A 17,768-nucleotide genomic window follows, 5' to 3' on the forward strand; every position below is an offset into this window, starting at 1 on the left:
CAGCCCAGGCAAGCACCCGGGGCGCCCGGATCCCCGGGCGCCGTCGAGCCGGCCCGGAGCTACCAGCCGGCCCCGAACGCGACGAACGGCGCCGGCTCCTCCTCCGCCGCGAGCGCCCCGGCCAGCGCCTGCGGGCTGCTCGTCCCGGCCGCCATCGACGCGTGCGCGTGCTGCATCACCCGCGCGGCGACGTCGTCGCGGACCCGGGCCACCCCGGCCAGCACCGAGCGGGACCCCAGGTGCAGCAGCACGCTGGTCAGCCCGAGGCCCTCGTCGCCGGGCCGCACGGTCGCCAGTCCCGCCTCGCAGGCCGACAGCACCACGCACGGCGCCGGCTGGTCACCGGCGTCGAGCTCGTAGGCGTAGAGCGGGCCGTCGGAGACCCGCAGCGAGGAGAACAGCGGGCTCTCCTGCTGGTGGGTGCCGTGCGCGGCGACGTGCACCACGTCGGCCCCGGCGAGCGCGAGCCGCAGGGACTCGGTGGTCGCGTCCCCGCCGGTCAGCAGCTCGGCGCCGGGCCACAGCGCGTGCACCCGGCGGGCCTCGTCCTCGGCGCGGTGCAGGCCCGGGCCGGCCACCGACACCACCCGCGGCCGGGTACGACGGACGTGGTCGCCGGCCCGCAGCCAGGCGGTGGCGCTCGGCGTCACCACGACCGGCAGGCCGCGCCGGGACGGCAGCAGGCTCCAGGGCAGCAGCACCAGCGCCGCGCTGCACGAGACGACCAGCGCCTGTCCGTCGACGCCGACCGGGGCCAGCAGCAGGTCGTCGAGCCGGCCCAGCCCGGCGTCCAGCGAGCGTCGTACCGAGTCCTTGAGCGGCGGGGGCAGCAACGGCATGGCCAGCGCGTCCAGGTCGGCGCGGACCCGCTGCACCAGCTCGTCGACCCGCCCGGCGTCGGCCAGGTCGACCAGTGCGGGACGGCGCGCCGACGCGGTCACCGCGGTCCACCGGCCGCGGTGCACCACGTAGGTCACGAAGGCGGTGCCCGTCGCCCGGGCCGCGGCGCGGGTCTCCGCCACCCGGGCGCTGTCCTGGCCGCTGACCTCGGCCGCGCCCTCGAGCTCCCACGCCCGGGCCCGGATGTCGCGCTGCAGGGCACCGGCCCGGCCGCGCAGCCGGGCCAGCGCCTCGCCGGCCGCCGGGTCGCCCTCCAGGCCCCGGGCCTCCTCCTCGGTCTGCCGCAGCGCCGCCAGCAGGTCGGCGGTGCGCTCGTCGCGGGGCGGGCCGACGCTGGCCAGCCGGATGGAGATCGCCCGGCCGCGCTCCACCGCGGCGAAGAACTCCGCGGCGCTGCCGCTGCGCTCCGCGAGCTCGAGGCCGAGCCGGGCCAGCGGGAGGCCGTGCACGGCGCTCGCGGTGCGCAGGTCCAGCGACCCGAAGCCGTTCTGGTAGGACCCGAGCTCGGCCAGCCCCCGGCGCACCTCGCCGGCGGCCCGGACCCGGTCGCCGCGGTGCAGCGCGGCCAGCGCGCGCACCTCCCGGGTCAGCAGCCGCGAGGGCAGCGGGTCGGAGGCGCGCATGGCCGGCGCCAGCCTGCCGGCCTCACCGACGTCCCCGCCGGCGCGCAGCGCGCACTCGCGGGCCAGCAGCTCTGCGGGCCGGGCCAGGTCGACGCGCTTCTCGGCGCGGCAGTCCTCCGCCAGCCGGCGGGCCCGCGTCCCCACCTGGAGCAGCGCGGCGCGGCGGCTGCGCTCGGGCCGCTGCTCGACCGCCAGCCGCTCGCACTGGAGCACCAGCAGCTGGGCCTTGCGCTGCCACTGCAGGTTGCGCCGGCGCACGAAGATCCGCTCGGCGGACCGGGCCAGCTGCCGGGCCCGGTCCGGCTCGCCCTCGACCAGGGCGCACTCGGCACGCACCAGGTCGGTCTCGGCCAGGTCCTGCGGCAGGCCCGCGGCCCGGAACTCGGTGGCCGCGCGGGCCAGCAGCTGCTCGGCGTCGTGGGCCAGCCCCGCCTCGCGCAGCACCCGGGCCCGGTCCAGCAGCAGCACCGGGTGCTCGTTCTCGTCCCCCCGGCCGGCCTCCTCCATGGCCGCCAGCGCGCGCGGGATGCGGCCGGCCAGGAAGTCGACGTACCCCAGGTTGTGCCGGGCCTTGGAGGCGTAGAGCTGGTCCCCGGAGCGGAGCGCGATCGCGATCGCCTCGGTGAAGTCGGCCGACGCGGCGTCCAGCGCACCCCCGTCGAGGTGCAGCACCCCCCGGTTGAGCAGGATCGAGAACTGGTCGGAGGAGTCGGCGACGGCCATCACCTCGACGGCCCGGTCCAGCGAGCGCAGCGCGTCGGCGCCGCGTCCGCTGCGCAGCAGCAGCAGCCCGCGCTGGCCGCGCACCGAGGCCCGCATCGACTCGGCACCGACCTCGCCGGTGATCGCCTCCGCCTCGTCGAGCAGCGACATCGCCGCGTCGAGGTCGCCGGTGAGCTCGTACTCCGCGGCGGCCAGGCCGAGCACCACCCGGACCCGCTGCAGGCCCACCTCGGCGCGCGGGTCGGCGGACCGCTCGATGCGGGTCCGCAGCCGCCGGTAGCGGGTCACCGCCCGCGCGGGACGGCCCTGCTGCGACTCCTGGCGGGCGGCCTCGACCTCGGCGCGCAGCGCGTCCGGGTCCAGGGTCGTGGCCACCGGCCCGAATCTACAGCTGGAACAGGGGCGTCACGACGGCATTCTCCGCATCGTCGTCCCCGAGCGGATGGAAGCTCAGCTGGCCGAACCCCTCCTCGAGCCGGTCGAAGCTGAACCGGCCCTGGTCGTCGGCGAGCACCTCGAGCTCGGGGCCGCCCTGGACCCGGATCCGGACCCGGTACGGCGCCGACGGCGCCAGCCAGCCGTCCAGCCGCAGCCGTCCGGGGCCGACCCGGCTGACGGTCACCATCGCGGTGAGCCGGTCGGCGGAGAACGTCAGCGTCTCGGTGCGGGTGCCCGCGCCCTGCTCGCCGCGCACCCCCATCGCGTCCAGCGGCACCCGCGTCATCCGGGCCACCTCGTCGAACACCTCGTCGAGGGCCAGCGAGAAGTGCACCCGCTCGACGAGGTCGACGGGGGCCGGGTCGGTGGCGTCGTACAGCGCGCGCACCTGCTCCAGGGTCGCGGCGTCGACGTCGTCGAGCGGCGCGGCGGCCAGCTCGGCGAGCGTGCGGTCGTCGTCCATCACCACTCACTTCCTTCCCAGTGCGGATCGGACGCCAGGACCTGGCGCAGCTTGGCGAGGCACCGGCCGCGGGTCGGGCCGATGCTCCCCACGGGCATGCCGAGGGACTCGGCGATCAGGGCGTAGTCCGGCCGGTCGGCGAACGCGATCACCCGCATCAGCTCGCGACACCGGTCGGGCAGCTGCTGCACGTGCTCCCAGAGCCGGTGCTGCAGCTCGTCGCGGAACACGGCCTCGTCGGGCAGCTCCTCGCGCTCGGCCGGCAGCGCGGAGAGCTCCTCGCCCTCCTGGCCGAACAGCGCCGCGGTGTGCGCCTGGTCGGACCGGGACCTCTTCGCCACCCGCCAGGCCTCGCGGCGGGCCGCGGTGAGCAGCCACTTCACCACGGTCTGCGGGTCGCGGATCGAGTCGCTGCTGTGCAGCAGCCGCATCCAGATCGTCTGGACGACGTCCTCGGCGGCGACCGCGTCGACGCCCTGCCCGCGCACCGTGTGCCACAGCAGCGGGGTGAGCAGCGCGACGAGCTCGTCGAGCGACCCGCGGTCGCCGTCCCGGTAGGCCGCGAAGGCGTGCGTGGCCCGGTGCACCAGCGTCTCGCCCTCGGGCCGGGTGCCGATCATGCGAGCGCCCGCTTCGGCAGGTCGGCGAGCACCCGGCGGCCGCGGGCCACGGCACTCGCGGCGTCCGTGCCGGTGTCGCCGGCCTCGAACTCCGCCTGCAGCGCCAGCGCCACCTGCCCGGCGAAGACCGGCGCGGAGAACGACGTACCGCTCCAGACGGCGAAGCCGGCCAGGTAGTTGTCCGGGTCGAGCGAGCGGCGCCACTCCCCGGCGGCGTTCAGCAGCTCGTGGCTGGCCGCCTCGGACGCGTCGTACGTCGTGGGGAAGGTGCTGACCAGCGCCGCGCCCGGCCGGAGGTAGCGGACCCACGGGCCGTCGTTGCTGAACATCGCGATCGAGCCGTCCGGGTTGAGCGCACCGACCGCCGCGACCGGCACTTGCCGCTCGTCGTCGGGGACGCTGCCGCCGTCGTACGGCGCGAAGGCGGCCGGGTACGCCGGCCGGGAGGTCGCGTCGTTGCCGGCCGAGACCACCACGCACACGCCCCACCGGCCGAGCAGTGCGAGCGGGCCGTGCAGCAGGGCGTCGAACGCCGAGTCCTCCGGCTGCTCGTGGTAGTAGCCGAGCGACAGGGAGAGCACGTCGACGGGCTGGTAGCCGGCCTCGCCGTTGACGCCGAGCAGGTGCCGCAGCGCGAGCAGCTGCAGGGACCTGAGCAGGTCCGACTCGTCAACCTCGCCGTCGTCGCCGAACAGCCGGACGGACAGGACCAGCGCGTCGGGGCAGGCCTGCCGGACCAGCCCGGCGATGAAGGTGCCGTGCCCGGCGTCGTCGCCGAGCTCGCCGACCAGCTCGTCGCCCGACCCGGCCGGCTCCCCCGTGCCGGTCAGCCCCGGGACGCCGATGGAGGTGCCCAGGACCTGCGGGTCGCGCAGCACGAAACGCTCACCCAGCCAGGGGTGCGGACCCACGCCGGAGTCGAAGACCGCCACCACCGGGCGGCGCGCCGCGTCGTCGTCCTGCCGCTGCCGCGGCTGGGGAGGCGGACCGAGCCAGGCCACCGGCTGACGGCCGCCGAGGCCGGCCTGGGTGTACTGCGAGACGGCGAAGGAGTGCGGGTTCGTCACCGGGTGCGGGTTGGTGACCGGGTGCGGGTTGGTGACCGGGTGCGGGTTCGTGACCGGGGTGGGGTCGATGTCGCGGCTGCTGGCCGGGTGCTCCAGGCCGACGTCGCCGTGCCGCGGGGAGTCCCGGCCGACGCGGCTGCGGTAGCTCTGCAGCAGCCGCCACGTGTCGATGGGACGGAACACCGTCTCCTCCCGGTCGCGGCTCGGCTCCAGGCGCACCCGCTCGACCCAGACCACCTCGAGCTCGGCGCGCTGGGCGTCGGTGAGCGGTGCCCGGTCGAGCACCTCGCGGCCCAGGGCGCTGCCGTCGTCGCGGGCCAGCGTGAAGCCGGCCTCGGCGGCGACGGACTCCAGCGCGGCGTAGGTGTCCGGGTGCCGCCCGCGCACGAGCAGCGAGTCGGCGACGTACACCGTCTCGCGCACGCCCGGCTGGTCGTGCACCTGGTAGGCGGTGCCCGGGTCGAGCACCCGCCGCCGGGAGCCCGAGCTGGACCCGACCGACCGCGGCTCCGCGGGCAGGGGACGGTTCACAGGACTGCTGACCATCGCGTGCTGTCCACCCTTCGTCCGTCCCGAGATCGAGGCTCCGTCCCCGGAGCATATTGAGGGTCTGCGTGCGCGTCACGAGGCCGCGGTCCTGCCTGCGGGGCGGTGAGGAGCACCGGCGCCGGTGGAACCGCCAGGCGTCGCCCCCCGGCGCCTGACGGTTCCACCGTCCCGGTTCCCCTCTGCCCGTCCCGGCGACCGGAACGACCCCTGTACGCGCCGCCCGCCGTGACCCCGTCGGGGCCGTCGTGGCTCCCCCCGGGGCCACGTGACCCAGAAGAGCCGCTCCCGGGGGTCCTGATACGTCCTGCCGGAACTTCTTTCCGCAGGTATCAGTCCCGGAGCCCGCCCGCTCCTCCCCGGTGCGGCGAACGGCGCCGCCGGGCCACGGCCCCAGTCAGCGCCGCCACCGCCGCCGCCACAGCCAGGACTGCATCGACACCGGGAGGCCGGATGTTCCACCGCCACTTCGAGGAGCTCGACGACGCGGTGCGCACGGCGCGCAGGGCCGTCACCACCCTGCACCTGGTCGACCCCGACGGGCTCGGCCGCGTGCTGCACGACCGCTGGTACCTCGGCCTGGCCTCCGCGCAGGGCGCGCGCCCCGAGGCGCGGGCCTGGCAGGCGTGGGGACCGCTCTGGACCGCGGACCTGGCCGGCCCGCGGGGGCCCGGGCTGGTGCGGCTGCACCTCAGCGTGGACCCGCGGACCGCGCTGCACGCCGTGGGCGCCGTCACCCACCGCGCGCAGGGCTGGGAGCACCCGTGGCAGCTCACCTCGACCGCGCTCGGCGGCGACCTGCCGGCCCCGGAGTCGACGGTGCTGCTGCTGCCCACCGCGTCGCTGCTCCCGCTGCGCGCCGAGGTCGTCGCGCTCGTGGAGGACCTGCGGCCCTTCCTGGCGGTCGGCGTCCCGGCCCTCACCCTGCCGATCGGCCGGGGCGCGGCGCTCTCGGAGAACCCCGCCGACGGCCGCACCTTCGGGGAGAACCGCTGCCGGCTGGTGGCCGAGGCGGTGATCGGCAGCATGCGGGTGCACCACCGCGCCCAGGTCGACCGGGCGATCGCCAGGTTCGCGGCGGCCGGCGTGGACCCCGAGCGGCCCTACCTCGAGCAGCGCACCACTTGGGACCGGCCCTGGCGGGCGGCGTGACGAGCGTCCCCTCCTAGTCTGGGACGGGTGCAGCCCACCCCGCCCGGACCGAGCCGGCGTCGCCGCCCCGGGTGGCGCCTCTGGCTGGCGCTGTCCGCCGCCTGGCTGGTGGTCGCGCTGCCGAGCGCGGCGGCGCTGTTCCTGACCGGCTCGCGGGCGACCGTCGTCGCCGGGCACGACGCGGTGGTCTCGCCCAGCCTCGACGGCTGGGCGACGCTCGACCTGGGGCCGTACCTGCCGAGCTTCCGCTATCCCACCGGCGGCACGGTCGGCGCCCACATCGACCTCGGCAAGACCACCGCCGACAGCTACTCCGCCCTGATCCAGCGCTACGCGTTCATCGCCGGCAACCCCGAGGGGCAGGTCCGCAAGGTCCGCGCCACGCTGACCGGCCTGGCGGTCGACAGCGCGGTCGACGGCGCCCTGCTCGCGCTCCTGCCTCCGGCGGTCGTGCTCCTCGTGGGCCGGCGCCGGTGGACCGAGCTGCGCAACGCCGCCACCCCCGCCGTACGGCGGTCACGGTGGTGGCGGTGCTCGTCGCGGGCGTGCTCGTCGTGCGTCCGTGGGAGCGCGACGACGAGGTCGTGGAGCAGGACACCTGGCAGCCGGTCGCGAGCGCGATCCCCGACGTCCCGGTGCCCGACGAGGCCAAGCCGCTGCAGATCGAGTCCGGCCTGGTGACCAGCGGCACCCGGCGCCTGGTGGAGAGCGCGATCGACTCCTACCGGCGCAGCACCGAGTTCTACGGCCGGCTCGTCGACGCGTCCTCGGACCTGTCCGGGCGGCTGCACCAGCCCGCGGACGGCGAGGTGGTCGGCCTGCTGGTCAGCGACCGGCACGACAACATCGGCATGGACCCGGTGGCCCGCGCGATCGGCGACCAGGGCGACGCGACGTTCCTGCTGGACGCCGGCGACGACACCTCGACGGGGAGCTCCTGGGAGGCGTTCAGCCTGGAGTCGCTCGACGACGCGTTCTCCGACTACGACGACCGGGTCTCGATCGCCGGCAACCACGACAACGGCGACTTCGTGACCACGCAGGCCCACCGGCTCGGCTTCACCACCCTGGACGGCCGGGTCGTGGACGGACCGGCCGGCATGCGGCTGCTCGGCGTCAGCGACCCGCGCAGCAGCGGCCTGGGCACCTGGCGCGACGAGCGCGGCATCTCCTTCGAGGATCAGGAGAAGCGGATCGCCGACGTGGCCTGCCGGCACGACGCCGACGGGGACCGGATCGGCACCCTGCTGGTGCACGACGCCAACAGCGGCCGTCAGGCGCTCAACGACGGCTGCGTGGACCTGGTGCTGGCCGGCCACCTGCACGAGCAGGTCGGCCCCAGCGCGACGACCGGCGCGAACGGCAAGGTCGGCTACTCCTACACGAACGGGACGACCGGCGGGGCTGCATACGCCCTGGCCATCGGCAGCAAGCTGCGCCGGGACGCGGAGGTCACGCTGGTGACCTACCGGGACGGGACGCCGGTCGGCCTGCAGCCGGTGACGATCACCACCATCGGCGCGTTCCGCGTCGGGGCGTACGTCGACCTGGCGCCGACCGGCCCGGCCGCCGGCACGACCGAGGGCCCGTCCGGATCGGCGAGCCCCTGAGCCGACCGACGCCCGGCCCGGCTCCCGGCCCGACGCGCCAGGACGCGGAAGCGGCTCCCACCGGTGAGGTGGGAGCCGCTCCTGCGTCCTCAGGGGCCGACGTCAGCGTTGCGCTGAGCACCGGCGGCACCTGCTGGCCTGGCGGAGGTGGCGGGATTTGAACCCGCGAGAGGGGGTAACCCTCAACCCGCTTAGCAGGCGGGCGCCATAGGCCACTAGGCGACACCTCCAGACAGCCAGCACAGGCTACCGGGCGACCCGCGAACCGTGCGAATCGGCCGGTCCCGGACGCGTGTCCCGGCCTGCTTCAGGCGAGTCGCCGGTACCCGTGACCGGTGTCGAGGTGCTGCTGCAGGTCCCGCACGAACGCGTCCGCCGGGCCGGCGAGCACGTCGACGGGGATCGTCGTGGTCCGCCCGTCACGGAGCCGGAGCACCACGCAGCGCTGGCCCTCGACGGTCGGGGAGGTCACGTCCTCGACGTCCTTCCAGCGGGCCTCGCGCACCCCGGCGCCCCGCACCGACCGCACCCGGTAGCCACCCGCGTCGAGCCGCACCACGACCCGGCGGCGCAGCGCGGCCACGCCGGCCAGCACGAGCAGGGCGACCACGACGGCGACCACCAGCCCGACGCTCAGCACCGCGGCCGGCAGCGAGGCGGCCAGCACCACCCCGGCGAGGAGCAGCACGAGGACGCCCACGAGGGCCAGGCCGAGGCCGAGCAGCCGGACCACGAACGGCGCCGCGAAGCGATAGTTGGACGACACGCCCCTGATTAGACCGAATCCCCGTCCAGCCACCAAATGGCCGCTGCCTCTTGTCACCGTCACGTGACCGGGGTCACACTCGAAAGTCCACCAGGCCCCGGGAGGTGGACCCCCATGACCGGTTTGGAACACGCCATCATCGGGCTGCGACAAGCCCTCGACGCACCCCGCCGGCACCGCGTGTGGCGCTGGCTGGTGCGGCACCGGATGGCCGGCGTCCGCGACGTCCTGGCCCTCGGGGAGCGTTCCCGCAGCGGTGACGCGTGGCTGGCGGGCCGGGAGATGAGCCTGCACCGGGAGCGGGTGGTCCTGCTCCGGCGGCTCTCCGAGCTCGGGCCGCGGGTGCTCGAGGAGCCCGACGTCGAGACCGTCCGCAGCGACCTGCACCGGCTGGTCGCCGATCTCGAGCACTACCGCCAGCACCTCAACGACCTGGTCTACGACTCGGTGTCCCTGGAGCTCGGCGGCTCGGAGTAGGGCCGCCGGCGCAGCGCCAGCAGCACCACGTCGTCGTCCGGGGCCTCCGGGCACAGCTCGGCGAGCACGGAGTCGACCAGCTTCTCGAGCGGCTGCTCCGCGACCGCCGCGGCCGCGGCCAGCAGCCGGTCGATGCCCACGTCGATGTCCTCGCCGCGGCGCTCGACGAGGCCGTCGGTGTACATGAGCACGGTCAGGGACGGCTCCAGGACGAGGCTCTCCTCGTGCCGCTCGAGCTCCGGTACGACGCCCAGCAGCACGTCGTGCGACCCGAGCCGCTCGCCGCGCCCGTCGGCGGTGATCATCACCGGCGGCGGGTGGCCGGCGTTGGACCAGGTCAGCGCCTTCTCGCCGTCCTCCCGCTCCTCGACGCGGGCCACCACCACGGTGGCGTTGGTCGACATCCGCAGCGTGACCAGGGCCCGGTCGAGGTCCCCGAGGAGCCGGGCGGGGCCGCCGCCGCCGGCGACCGCGATGCCGCGCAGCACGCTGCGCAGCTGGCCCATCACCGCGGCGGCCACCGAGTCGTGCCCGACCACGTCGCCGACCACCAGCACCGTGGCGCCGTCCTCCTGCGCGAACGCGTCGTACCAGTCGCCGCCGATCTGGGCCGCCCGCGCGGCCGGGATGTAGCGCACGGACACCTCGACGTCGTCGGGGGCGACCGGCTCGGTCAGCATGCTCCGCTGGAGCTGCTCGGACATCTCCCGCTCCCGGCCGAAGGACTGGGCGTTGGCCAGGGTGATGCCGGCGCGTCGGCTGAGGTCGGAGGCCGCCCGGATCTCTGCCGGGGTGAACGGCGGGCGGTTCTCGCCGCGGGCCAGCGTGATCAGCCCGATCACCCGGTCGTCGATCACCAGCGGGAAGACGCCCACCGACCGCAGCCCGAGCCCGGTCACCGCGCGCACCGCCACCTCCGAGCGCAGGACCCGGGTCGCCACGCCGAGGGCGTCGTCGTTCTCGACGAACGGCTCGCCGCTGCGCAGCGCGGCCAGCGACCCGACGGCCTCCTCGCGGTCGTCGAGCCGGTGCCGGGCGAACAGCCCGGTCAGGTCGCGCTGCTCGGGGTCGTGGTGCCACCAGTCCACGTCGACCAGGCGTCCGTCGTCCCCGACCAGGCTGACCACGGACCAGTCCGCGAGCACCGGGACGACCAGCCGGGCGAAGCTGCGCACCGCGTCCTCGGCCTCGAGCGAGCTGGCGAGCAGGTCGCTGGCCCGGGCGATCAGCGCCATCAGCGACGCCTCGCTCTGCACGCTCTCGGCCGCGACCCGGCGGTCGGTGGTGTCGTAGACCGCACCCACGAGATGCACGACGCTGCCGTGCGCGTCGTACAGCGGGCGGCCCCGGGCGGCCAGCCAGCGCTCGGAGCCGTCGGGCCGGATCACGCGGTACTCCTCGGCGTACTCGCCGCCGGTCTCCACCGCTGTGGCCACCGACCGGGCGACGCGGGGCCGGTCCTCGGGGTGCACCCGGTCGACGAACGCGGCGACGGGACGCGGCAGGTGCTCCTGGTCGCCGGGGTCGCCGGGCACGCCGGGGACGCCGAACATCTCCAGCAGCCGGCTGTTCCCGGACATCGTGCCGGCGACGAGGTCCCACTCCCAGCTGCCGATGCCGCCGGACTCGATGGCCAGGCCGAGCTGCATCCGCACCAGGTCGCGCTCGCCCTCGGTGGCGGCCCGCTCCAGCTCGGCGCTCGTCGCCTGGGCGAGCTCCTCCAGCACGGTCACCTCGTCGTCGGACCAGGTGCGGGCCTGCTCGTCGTAGACGCAGAACGCTCCGACGACCCACCCGTGGGCGTCCGCGAGCGGCACCCCGAGGTAGGAGCCGACCGCCCCGGTCCGCACCGGGGGAAGGTGCTCCACCCGGGAGTCCAGCGGGGCGTCGCCCACCACCAGGGGCGCCCCCGATCGGGCCGTCACGGTGCACAACGAGTCCGCGCGGGAGGTCGGTGCGCCGGCGGCCGCGTGCGCCCCGGCCCCGGCGCCCCCGGTCACCACCTGCAGGTCGGTGAGCAGGGAGACCTGGGCCGAGCTGGTGCGCAGCAGCCGGGCGGCGAGCCCGCTGAGCCGGTCGAGCACCTCGTTGCCGGGCGTGGCCGGCTGCAGGCGCCGGGCGGCGGCCAGGCGGCGCGGGTCGTCGAGGTCGACAGCACACCCCGCCTGCCGGGGTGCCGGCTCCTGGTCGTGCGGGACCACCGCAGCTCGCCTCCGATCGGTGCCGCGGATCGCGGGCACGGGTGTCCGAGTGTAGGAAGATCCTGGCGCCGGACGGGGCCGAACGTCCAGACCACCGGCGTGCGCAGGTGGACGGTGCGAAGGGGATCGACGAGCCGGTGGCAGAGGGGGCGGGATTCGAACCCGCGGCTGACATCACTGCCAGCGACCGCTTTCAAGGCGGTTCCGATCGGCCGCTCCGGCACCCCTCCTGGCGGGAGCCCGCAGGCGCCCACGCAGGGATTCTAGAGGGGCCTACAGGTCGATCGTGACGAGGACGTCGCCCTCCTGGACGACGTCGCCCTCACCGACCTTGACCGCGGTCACCGTGCCGCCGTGCTCGGCGAGCACCGGGATCTCCATCTTCATCGACTCCAGGAGCGCGACGGTGTCTCCGACGGCGACCGTGTCGCCGGCCGCGACGGTCACCGTGAGGACGTTGGCGACCATCTCGGCGACGACGTCCGCGGTCCGGGGTGCACGAGCCATGGCGTGGACGCTACACCGCCCGAGGGACGCCGTACGGCGGTCCGCCCGGTCAGAGCAGCGGCTGGGTGCGACCCGGCTCGGGACGGTGCGCGGTCGCCTCCTCCAGGCGCCGGGCTCGGCGCCCCCGGGCCCCGGAGGCGAAGCTGTCCGCGCGGATCACCAGGTAGCCCAGGAGCAGACCGGCGACCAGGGAGTAGCCGGTGGCCAGACCGGCCTCGAGCAGCGACACCTCGTGGTCGAGCAGGCTGGTCGCGACGACTGCCAGCGCGGCGACCCCGAACCCGGTGCCCCACCAGCCCTGGCGGCGCCGCGCCCGGGTGGACACGCCCCAGGCCAGCGCCGGGATGCCGAGCAGGAGCTCGGTGGGACGCGGGACGGCGCCGAGCACGTCGCGCAGCCGGTGGGTGGTGCCCTCGATGGCGTCCACCACCTCCGGGGAGCCCCAGCGGCCGATCGCCTCGGTGTAGGCCAGCGTCACGGCCAGCAGCCCGATGCCGCTGACCAGCATCACCGCGCCGCGCCGGCCGAGGCCGTGCAGGCCGGCCGCCAGCCGGTAGGCCAGCGCCAGTGCGCCGAGCAGCGAGAGGCCGAGGACCAGGTAGGAGGCCCGCTCGAGGGACACCTGGGCGTCGTAGGCGTTGGCCGCGAGCGCCGCGACCACCGCCACCAGGACGGCGAGCAGGCACTCGCGGGCGACGGCGCCGAACCGGGCCGCCGGGCCGGTCACCATCACGCCGAGGACGGCGCCGACCACCGCAGTGGTCACCGCCGCGGCGGCCGGCAGCACCGGCAGCGAGGTGAGCAGCGCGGCGAGGACCAGCACTAGGGCCAGGGCACCGGCGACGACCGGCCGGCCGCCGGTGCGGGCGGCCAGCGCGAACGCGAACGTCACGGTGACCGTGGCGGCCCCGGCCTGCGGGACCCAGGCGGGCACGTCGAGCGGCGTCCAGGCCGCCACCAGGGCGGCGGTCCCCGCGAGGGTCAGCACCAGCCACAGCGCGCTGACCAGGTGCGCCGGCCAGCGGCGCACCCGGACAGGCTTGGGCGGGGGCAGCGCCTCGGGGGTCTCCCGGTCGTGGCCGGACGGGCGGACGGTGGCGAGCTCGGAGGGGCCGAGCGTGGCCGGCTCGGAGGGGGCGGGCCGCGCGGACCGGGACCAGCGCTGCCCGGCCTCCGGTGCGGCGCGTCGCCGTCCCGCGCGCTGGTCGGCTCGCGCGGTCATGGGGCCCCGTCCTGGTCGTGCCGGCCCCCGGTGGCCGACGCCCCGCAGGATACCAACGGCCGTCGCCCCAGGATCCGGCCCCGGGACCCTCAGAAGCGGCGGTTGGCCAGCGACGGGTTGGTGGCCCGGGCGTCGTCGAGGGCGTCCCGGCCGACCGACGCGGCCAGCACGTGGTCGCCGTCGCCGAGCTCGGCGACCAGCTCCCCGGCGGGGCCGACGACCAGCGAGTGTCCGGTGTAGCGCGGACCCGGCTGGCCGACGGCGGCGACGTACACGGTGTTCTCGATGGCGCGCGCGGTGGCCAGCGTCCGCCAGTGGTGCACCTTCCCGGGGCCGGCCACCCACGCGGACGGCACGACGAGGAGCTCGGCGCCGCGGTCCACCAGCTCGCGGGCGAGCTCGGGGAAGCGCAGGTCGTAGCAGGTCATCAGCCCGACCGAGAAGCCGCCGACGTCGACCAGCACCGGCTCGACGGGGCCGGCGACCAGCCGGTCGGACTCCTTGTAGCCGAAGGAGTCGTAGAGATGGATCTTGCGGTACGACGCCCGCAGCCCGTCCCGGTCGACGACGGCGAGGGTGTTGAAGGGCCGCTCCGGGTCCTCGCTGCGCTCGAACATGCCGGCGACCACGGTGGTGCGCTGCTCGGCGGCGAAGGCGGTCAGCGCCGCGACGAACGGGCCGTCGAGCGGCTCGGCCACGGCCGCGAGGTCCGAGCCGGGCGCGCCGAAGTCGCGCATGAACGCCTCGGGCAGCACCACCAGCCCGGTGTCGGGCTCCAGCGTGCCGGCGACCGCCGCGAGGGCGGCACGGTTCTCGGCGGACTCGAGCGAGGACGCCTTCTGCACCAGGGCGAGACGGAGGGAGCTCACCCCTCCACCCTGCCAGACTGGGCGCGTGGAGCACCCCGGAGATCCCCTGCGCCTCGGCGCCGTCGTGCTCACGGGCGGGACGGCGGCCCGGATGGGCGGTGCCGACAAGGCCGCCCTGCAGGTCGACGGCGTGACGCTGCTGGAGCGCTCGCTCGCCGCGACGGTCGGCGTGGCCGAGGTGGTCGTGGTGGGCGAGCAGGTGCCCACGTCGCGGTCGGTGCGCTGGACCCGCGAGGAGCCGCCCGGCGGCGGTCCGGCGGCGGGCCTGCTCGCGGGTCTGGACCGGTTCGCCACCCCGCCGGACCTCGTCGTGGTGCTGGCGGTGGACATGCCGCGCGTGAACGGCGGCACGGTGGCCCGGCTGACCTGGGCCGTCGAGGCCGACCCGGAGGTGGACGGCGCGGTGCTCGTCGACGCCGACGGGCGCCGCCAGACCCTCGCGGCGGTCTACCGGCACGCCGCCCTGACCGCGGCGCGTCCCGCGGACCCGGCCGACGACCACGGCCTGCCGGTGCGCCGGCTGCTCGCCGCGCTGCGCCTCGTCGAGGTCCCGGCCGTCGGGGACGAGGCCCGGGACGTGGACACCTGGGAGTCGTTGCGCGACCTCACTCAATGACCTGGTCCGCGGAGCGCTGATCGACCTCGGGTGAGGCGTTTCCGGTTGCCAGATCGGACTTTGCGTACCACGCTGGTCGGGTGAACCTGCACGACTGGATCGACGAGCTCTGCGACGTACTCGACATCGAGACCGAGGTGGACGAGGCGCTGGTCCTCGACCTCGCCCGGGACGCCGCGCACAACGTCGAGCGTCCCGCCGCCCCGATCACCACCTACCTGCTCGGCTACGCCGCGGCCCTGCACGAGGCCGATCCGGAGCGGGTCGAGAAGCTCGCGGCCGCTGCGACGGCGCTCGCCGAGCGCTGGGACGGCAAGGACCCCGAGGCGGAGGCCGAGGACATCGAGCTCGACGACGAGGCGATCAAGCTCGTCGACGCCGACTGAGCGGTCACCCGGCCCCGCCCTAGGGTGGGGGCCATGCGCGCTGTCATCGCCCCGGACCCGGGCGGCCTCGAGGCCCTCGTCGTCACCGACCTCCCCGACCCGAAGCCGGGACCCGGCGAGGTCGTGATCGACATGACCGCCACCGCGGTCAACCGCGCGGACACCATGCAGCGCCAGGGCTTCTACCCGCCGCCGCCCGGCGCGTCCGACGTGCTGGGACTCGAGTGCTCCGGCGTGGTCAGCGCCGTGGGCGAGGGTGTCGACGCCTGGTCGGTGGGCGACGAGGTCTGCGCCCTGCTCGCCGGCGGCGGGTACGGCGAGAAGGTGCTCGTCCCGGCCGGCCAGGTGATGCCGGTCCCCGAGGGCGTCGACCTGGTCACCGCCGGGGCGCTGCCCGAGGTGGCCGCCACGGTCTGGTCCAACCTGTTCATGATCGCCGGCCTGCAGCAGGGCGAGACGCTGCTCGTGCACGGCGGCGGCGGAGGCATCGGCACCTTCGCGATCCAGCTCGCCCACGCGCTCGGCGCCCGGGTGGTCACCACCGCCGGGTCGCAGGAGAAGCTCGACGCCTGCCGCGCGCTGGGCGCCGACGTGACGATCAACTACAAGGAGCAGGACTTCGTCGAGGAGGTCATGAAGGCCACCGACGGGGCAGGCGTCGACGTCATCCTGGACAACATGGGCGCGAAGTACCTCCCCCGCAACGTCGAGGCGCTGGCCACCGAGGGCCGGCTGGTCGTGATCGGCCTGATGGGCGGCGCGAAGGGTGAGCTCGACCTGGGCCTGCTGCTGCGCAAGCGCGGGGCGGTGATCGCCACCTCGCTGCGCGCCCGCCCGGTCGAGGAGAAGACCGCGATCTGCGCGTCGTTGGTCGAGCACGTCTGGCCGCTGGTCGCCGACGGCTCGGTGAAGACCCTGGTGCACGCGACCCTGCCGCTGGAGGAGGTCCGCGAGGCTCACCGGATCATGGAGGCCAGCGACCACATCGGCAAGATCGTGCTCACGGCCTAGGGTGGAGCCATGACCTCTGAGCACCCCGACGACCAGTCCCGCGGCGACGCGGGGAGCGACGACCCGCGCGTGATGATCATCGGGCCCGACGGGACGGCGACGGCCGGCGGCCCGCCCTCCGAGGACGGTGAGCGCAACCTCACCGACCTGGTCGAGCAGCCCGCGAAGGTGATGCGGATCGGCGGGATGATCCGGCAGCTGCTGGAGGAGGTGAAGGCGGCCCCGCTCGACGAGGCCAGCCGGACCCGCCTCGCCGGGATCTACGAGGCCTCCATCAAGGAGCTCGAGGAGGGCCTCGCCCCCGAGCTCGTCGAGGAGCTGGAGCGGCTGTCGCTGCCGTTCGCCTCCGACACCCCCTCCGAGGCGGAGCTGCGGATCGCCCAGGCCCAGCTGGTCGGCTGGCTCGAGGGCCTGTTCCACGGCATCCAGACCGCGATCTACGCCCAGCAGGTCGCGGCCCGCGCCCAGCTCGAGCAGATGCGTCGGGCCCTGCCGCCCGGGATGACGCCGGACGACGCCGGCCACACCCCCGGTCGGCCCGCCCACCCCGGCGAGGAGCCCGGCAACCGCGGCGGCATGTACCTCTGAGCGATCCACCCCTCGGACGTCCTGGGCTGTCCAGGCTTTCTAGTCCGAACGCCGGGTGCAGGCAGCAGCGGCAGACCGCCGTACCCGGATAGTCCGTGACGTTCCTGCTGCCTACGGGCCGGGGTGACAGCAAGTTCGTCACGGACTAACCGGAGAGTCAGACCTCGTCGCGGGAGGCGCGGTCCTGGGAGCGCAGGCCGATCTTGCTGCCGAGCCAGGTGACCGGGTCGTACTTCCGGTCCACGACGCGCTCCTTCATCGGGATGATCGCGTTGTCGGTGATGTGGATGCCCTCCGGGCAGACCTCGGTGCAGCACTTGGTGATGTTGCACATCCCCAGGCCGGCCGCGTCCTGGGCGAGCTTGCGGCGGTCGTTGGTGTCGAGCGGGTGCATGTCCAGCTCGGCGTACCGCAGGAAGAACCGCGGCCCGGCGAACGCCTCCTTGTTGTCCTCGTGGTCGCGTACGACGTGGCAGACGTCCTGGCACAGGAAGCACTCGATGCACTTGCGGAACTCCTGGCCGCGCTCCACGTCGGCCTGCATCATCCGGCGCTTGCCGTCGGCGTCGCGCGGGGTGAGCTTCGCCGCCGGCACCTGCTTGGCCTTCTCGTAGTTGAACGAGACGTCGGTGACCAGGTCGCGGATCACCGGGAACGCGCGCAGCGGGGTGATCGTGATGGTCTCGGTCTCGTCGAAGTCCGAGAGCCGGGTCATGCACATCAGCCGTGGCCGGCCGTTGATCTCCGCGCTGCACGACCCGCACTTGCCGGCCTTGCAGTTCCACCGGACCGCGAGGTCGCCGGCCTGGGTGGCCTGCAGCCGGTGCACCGCGTCCAGCACGACCTCGCCCTCCTCGACCTGGACGGTGTAGTCGCCGAGGTCGCCCCCGCTGCGGTCGCCCCGCCACACGCGCAGGCTCAGGTCGTATCCCATCAGTGCGGGTCCTTCCGGGAGTGGTCTCGACAGGCTCGACCGGCCGGGG

Annotated in this window: 18 protein-coding genes and 2 tRNA genes; 8 read left to right on the forward strand and 12 right to left on the reverse strand. The window is 75.2% G+C overall.

Translation table 11 applies throughout. From position 1 onward, the window contains the following. Positions 1-59: 59 nt before the first annotated feature. The 4 genes from KRR39_RS19380 to KRR39_RS19395 are packed head-to-tail and all read right to left on the reverse strand — an operon-like array spanning position 60 to position 5,380. Positions 60-2,621: a CHAT domain-containing protein gene (locus KRR39_RS19380; protein WP_216939079.1), complete on the reverse strand. Its 2,562-nt coding sequence runs from the start codon at positions 2,619-2,621 to the stop codon at positions 60-62. A gap of 10 nt (positions 2,622-2,631) precedes the next feature. Beyond that, positions 2,632-3,147: a hypothetical protein gene (locus KRR39_RS19385; protein ID WP_216939080.1), complete on the reverse strand. Its 516-nt coding sequence runs from the start codon at positions 3,145-3,147 to the stop codon at positions 2,632-2,634. Next, positions 3,147-3,767 carry an RNA polymerase sigma factor gene (locus KRR39_RS19390; RefSeq protein WP_216939081.1) on the reverse strand — a complete coding sequence of 207 codons (621 nt, stop codon included), beginning with the start codon at positions 3,765-3,767 and terminating at the stop codon, positions 3,147-3,149. Before KRR39_RS19390 ends, KRR39_RS19385 begins: the two co-directional genes overlap by 1 nt. Then, on the reverse strand, positions 3,764-5,380 hold the full coding sequence (locus KRR39_RS19395; protein WP_216939082.1) for a S8/S53 family peptidase: 1,617 nt from the start codon (positions 5,378-5,380) through the stop codon (positions 3,764-3,766). The genes KRR39_RS19390 and KRR39_RS19395 overlap by 4 nt, the downstream gene beginning before the upstream one ends. Positions 5,381-5,833: 453 nt before the next feature. Between KRR39_RS19395 and KRR39_RS19400 the strand changes: the two genes are divergently transcribed. From KRR39_RS19400 to KRR39_RS19405, 3 genes are all read left to right on the forward strand, one after another. Then, the gene (locus KRR39_RS19400) at positions 5,834-6,532 is read left to right on the forward strand and encodes a T3SS effector HopA1 family protein (protein ID WP_216939083.1); all 699 of its coding nucleotides are present in this window, start codon (positions 5,834-5,836) and stop codon (positions 6,530-6,532) included. A gap of 27 nt (positions 6,533-6,559) precedes the next feature. After that, positions 6,560-7,213, forward strand: a complete 654-nt coding sequence (locus tag KRR39_RS26345) for a hypothetical protein (protein WP_367303685.1) — start codon at positions 6,560-6,562, stop codon at positions 7,211-7,213. 170 nt (positions 7,214-7,383) lie between these two features. Next, positions 7,384-8,142 (forward strand): metallophosphoesterase, encoded by a 759-nt coding sequence (locus KRR39_RS19405; protein WP_367303757.1) that lies wholly within the window; start codon positions 7,384-7,386, stop codon positions 8,140-8,142. 139 nt (positions 8,143-8,281) lie between these two features. On the opposite strand, the gene KRR39_RS19410 is transcribed toward KRR39_RS19405, so the two are convergent. Both KRR39_RS19410 and KRR39_RS19415 read right to left on the reverse strand, forming a co-directional pair. Beyond that, positions 8,282-8,372: transfer RNA gene (locus tag KRR39_RS19410), tRNA-Ser, on the reverse strand. Positions 8,373-8,449: 77 nt separating this feature from the next. After that, entirely contained in the window at positions 8,450-8,908 is a 459-nt protein-coding gene (locus tag KRR39_RS19415; RefSeq protein ID WP_216939085.1) for a hypothetical protein, read from the reverse strand. A 114-nt stretch (positions 8,909-9,022) separates the two neighbouring features. Between KRR39_RS19415 and KRR39_RS19420 the strand changes: the two genes are divergently transcribed. Continuing rightward, positions 9,023-9,385 (forward strand): hypothetical protein, encoded by a 363-nt coding sequence (locus tag KRR39_RS19420; protein WP_216939086.1) that lies wholly within the window; start codon positions 9,023-9,025, stop codon positions 9,383-9,385. On the opposite strand, the gene KRR39_RS19425 is transcribed toward KRR39_RS19420, so the two are convergent. The 5 genes from KRR39_RS19425 to KRR39_RS19445 all read right to left on the reverse strand — a co-directional run bounded on the left by KRR39_RS19425 (position 9,346) and on the right by KRR39_RS19445 (position 14,184). Then, positions 9,346-11,625, reverse strand: a complete 2,280-nt coding sequence (locus KRR39_RS19425; protein WP_216939087.1) for a SpoIIE family protein phosphatase — start codon at positions 11,623-11,625, stop codon at positions 9,346-9,348. The two genes, KRR39_RS19420 and KRR39_RS19425, sit on opposite strands and share 40 nt — an antisense overlap. A gap of 99 nt (positions 11,626-11,724) precedes the next feature. Continuing rightward, a tRNA-Ser gene (locus KRR39_RS19430) sits at positions 11,725-11,816 on the reverse strand. Between the two features lie 43 nt (positions 11,817-11,859). Continuing rightward, complete coding sequence (locus KRR39_RS19435; RefSeq protein ID WP_216939088.1) at positions 11,860-12,093, reverse strand: biotin/lipoyl-binding carrier protein; 234 nt, start codon at positions 12,091-12,093, stop codon at positions 11,860-11,862. 49 nt (positions 12,094-12,142) lie between these two features. Beyond that, complete coding sequence (locus KRR39_RS19440) at positions 12,143-13,315, reverse strand: hypothetical protein (RefSeq protein WP_216939089.1); 1,173 nt, start codon at positions 13,313-13,315, stop codon at positions 12,143-12,145. Positions 13,316-13,404: 89 nt separating this feature from the next. After that, on the reverse strand, positions 13,405-14,184 hold the full coding sequence (locus tag KRR39_RS19445; RefSeq protein WP_216939090.1) for a carbon-nitrogen hydrolase family protein: 780 nt from the start codon (positions 14,182-14,184) through the stop codon (positions 13,405-13,407). 25 nt (positions 14,185-14,209) lie between these two features. Here KRR39_RS19445 and mobA point away from each other — a divergent pair, with 25 nt between their 5' ends. The 4 genes from mobA to KRR39_RS19465 all read left to right on the forward strand — a co-directional run bounded on the left by mobA (position 14,210) and on the right by KRR39_RS19465 (position 16,785). Beyond that, positions 14,210-14,800: a molybdenum cofactor guanylyltransferase gene (gene mobA / locus KRR39_RS19450; protein ID WP_254185274.1), complete on the forward strand. Its 591-nt coding sequence runs from the start codon at positions 14,210-14,212 to the stop codon at positions 14,798-14,800. Positions 14,801-14,880: 80 nt separating this feature from the next. After that, a complete protein-coding gene (locus KRR39_RS19455; protein WP_216939091.1) occupies positions 14,881-15,186 on the forward strand; it encodes a DUF6457 domain-containing protein in 306 nt (101 codons plus the stop codon). A gap of 33 nt (positions 15,187-15,219) precedes the next feature. After that, positions 15,220-16,197, forward strand: coding sequence for an NAD(P)H-quinone oxidoreductase (locus KRR39_RS19460; protein ID WP_216939092.1), 978 nt, complete (start codon positions 15,220-15,222; stop codon positions 16,195-16,197). A gap of 9 nt (positions 16,198-16,206) precedes the next feature. After that, positions 16,207-16,785, forward strand: a complete 579-nt coding sequence (locus KRR39_RS19465; protein ID WP_302053515.1) for a bacterial proteasome activator family protein — start codon at positions 16,207-16,209, stop codon at positions 16,783-16,785. 157 nt (positions 16,786-16,942) lie between these two features. Here the strand turns inward: KRR39_RS19465 and KRR39_RS19470 are convergent, their stop codons facing one another. Continuing rightward, entirely contained in the window at positions 16,943-17,719 is a 777-nt protein-coding gene (locus KRR39_RS19470) for a succinate dehydrogenase/fumarate reductase iron-sulfur subunit (RefSeq protein ID WP_216939093.1), read from the reverse strand. Positions 17,720-17,768 lie beyond the last annotated feature (49 nt).

Source organism: Nocardioides panacis (genome assembly GCF_019039255.1).
GTDB classification, from domain to species: Bacteria; Actinomycetota; Actinomycetes; order Propionibacteriales; family Nocardioidaceae; genus Nocardioides_B; species Nocardioides_B panacis.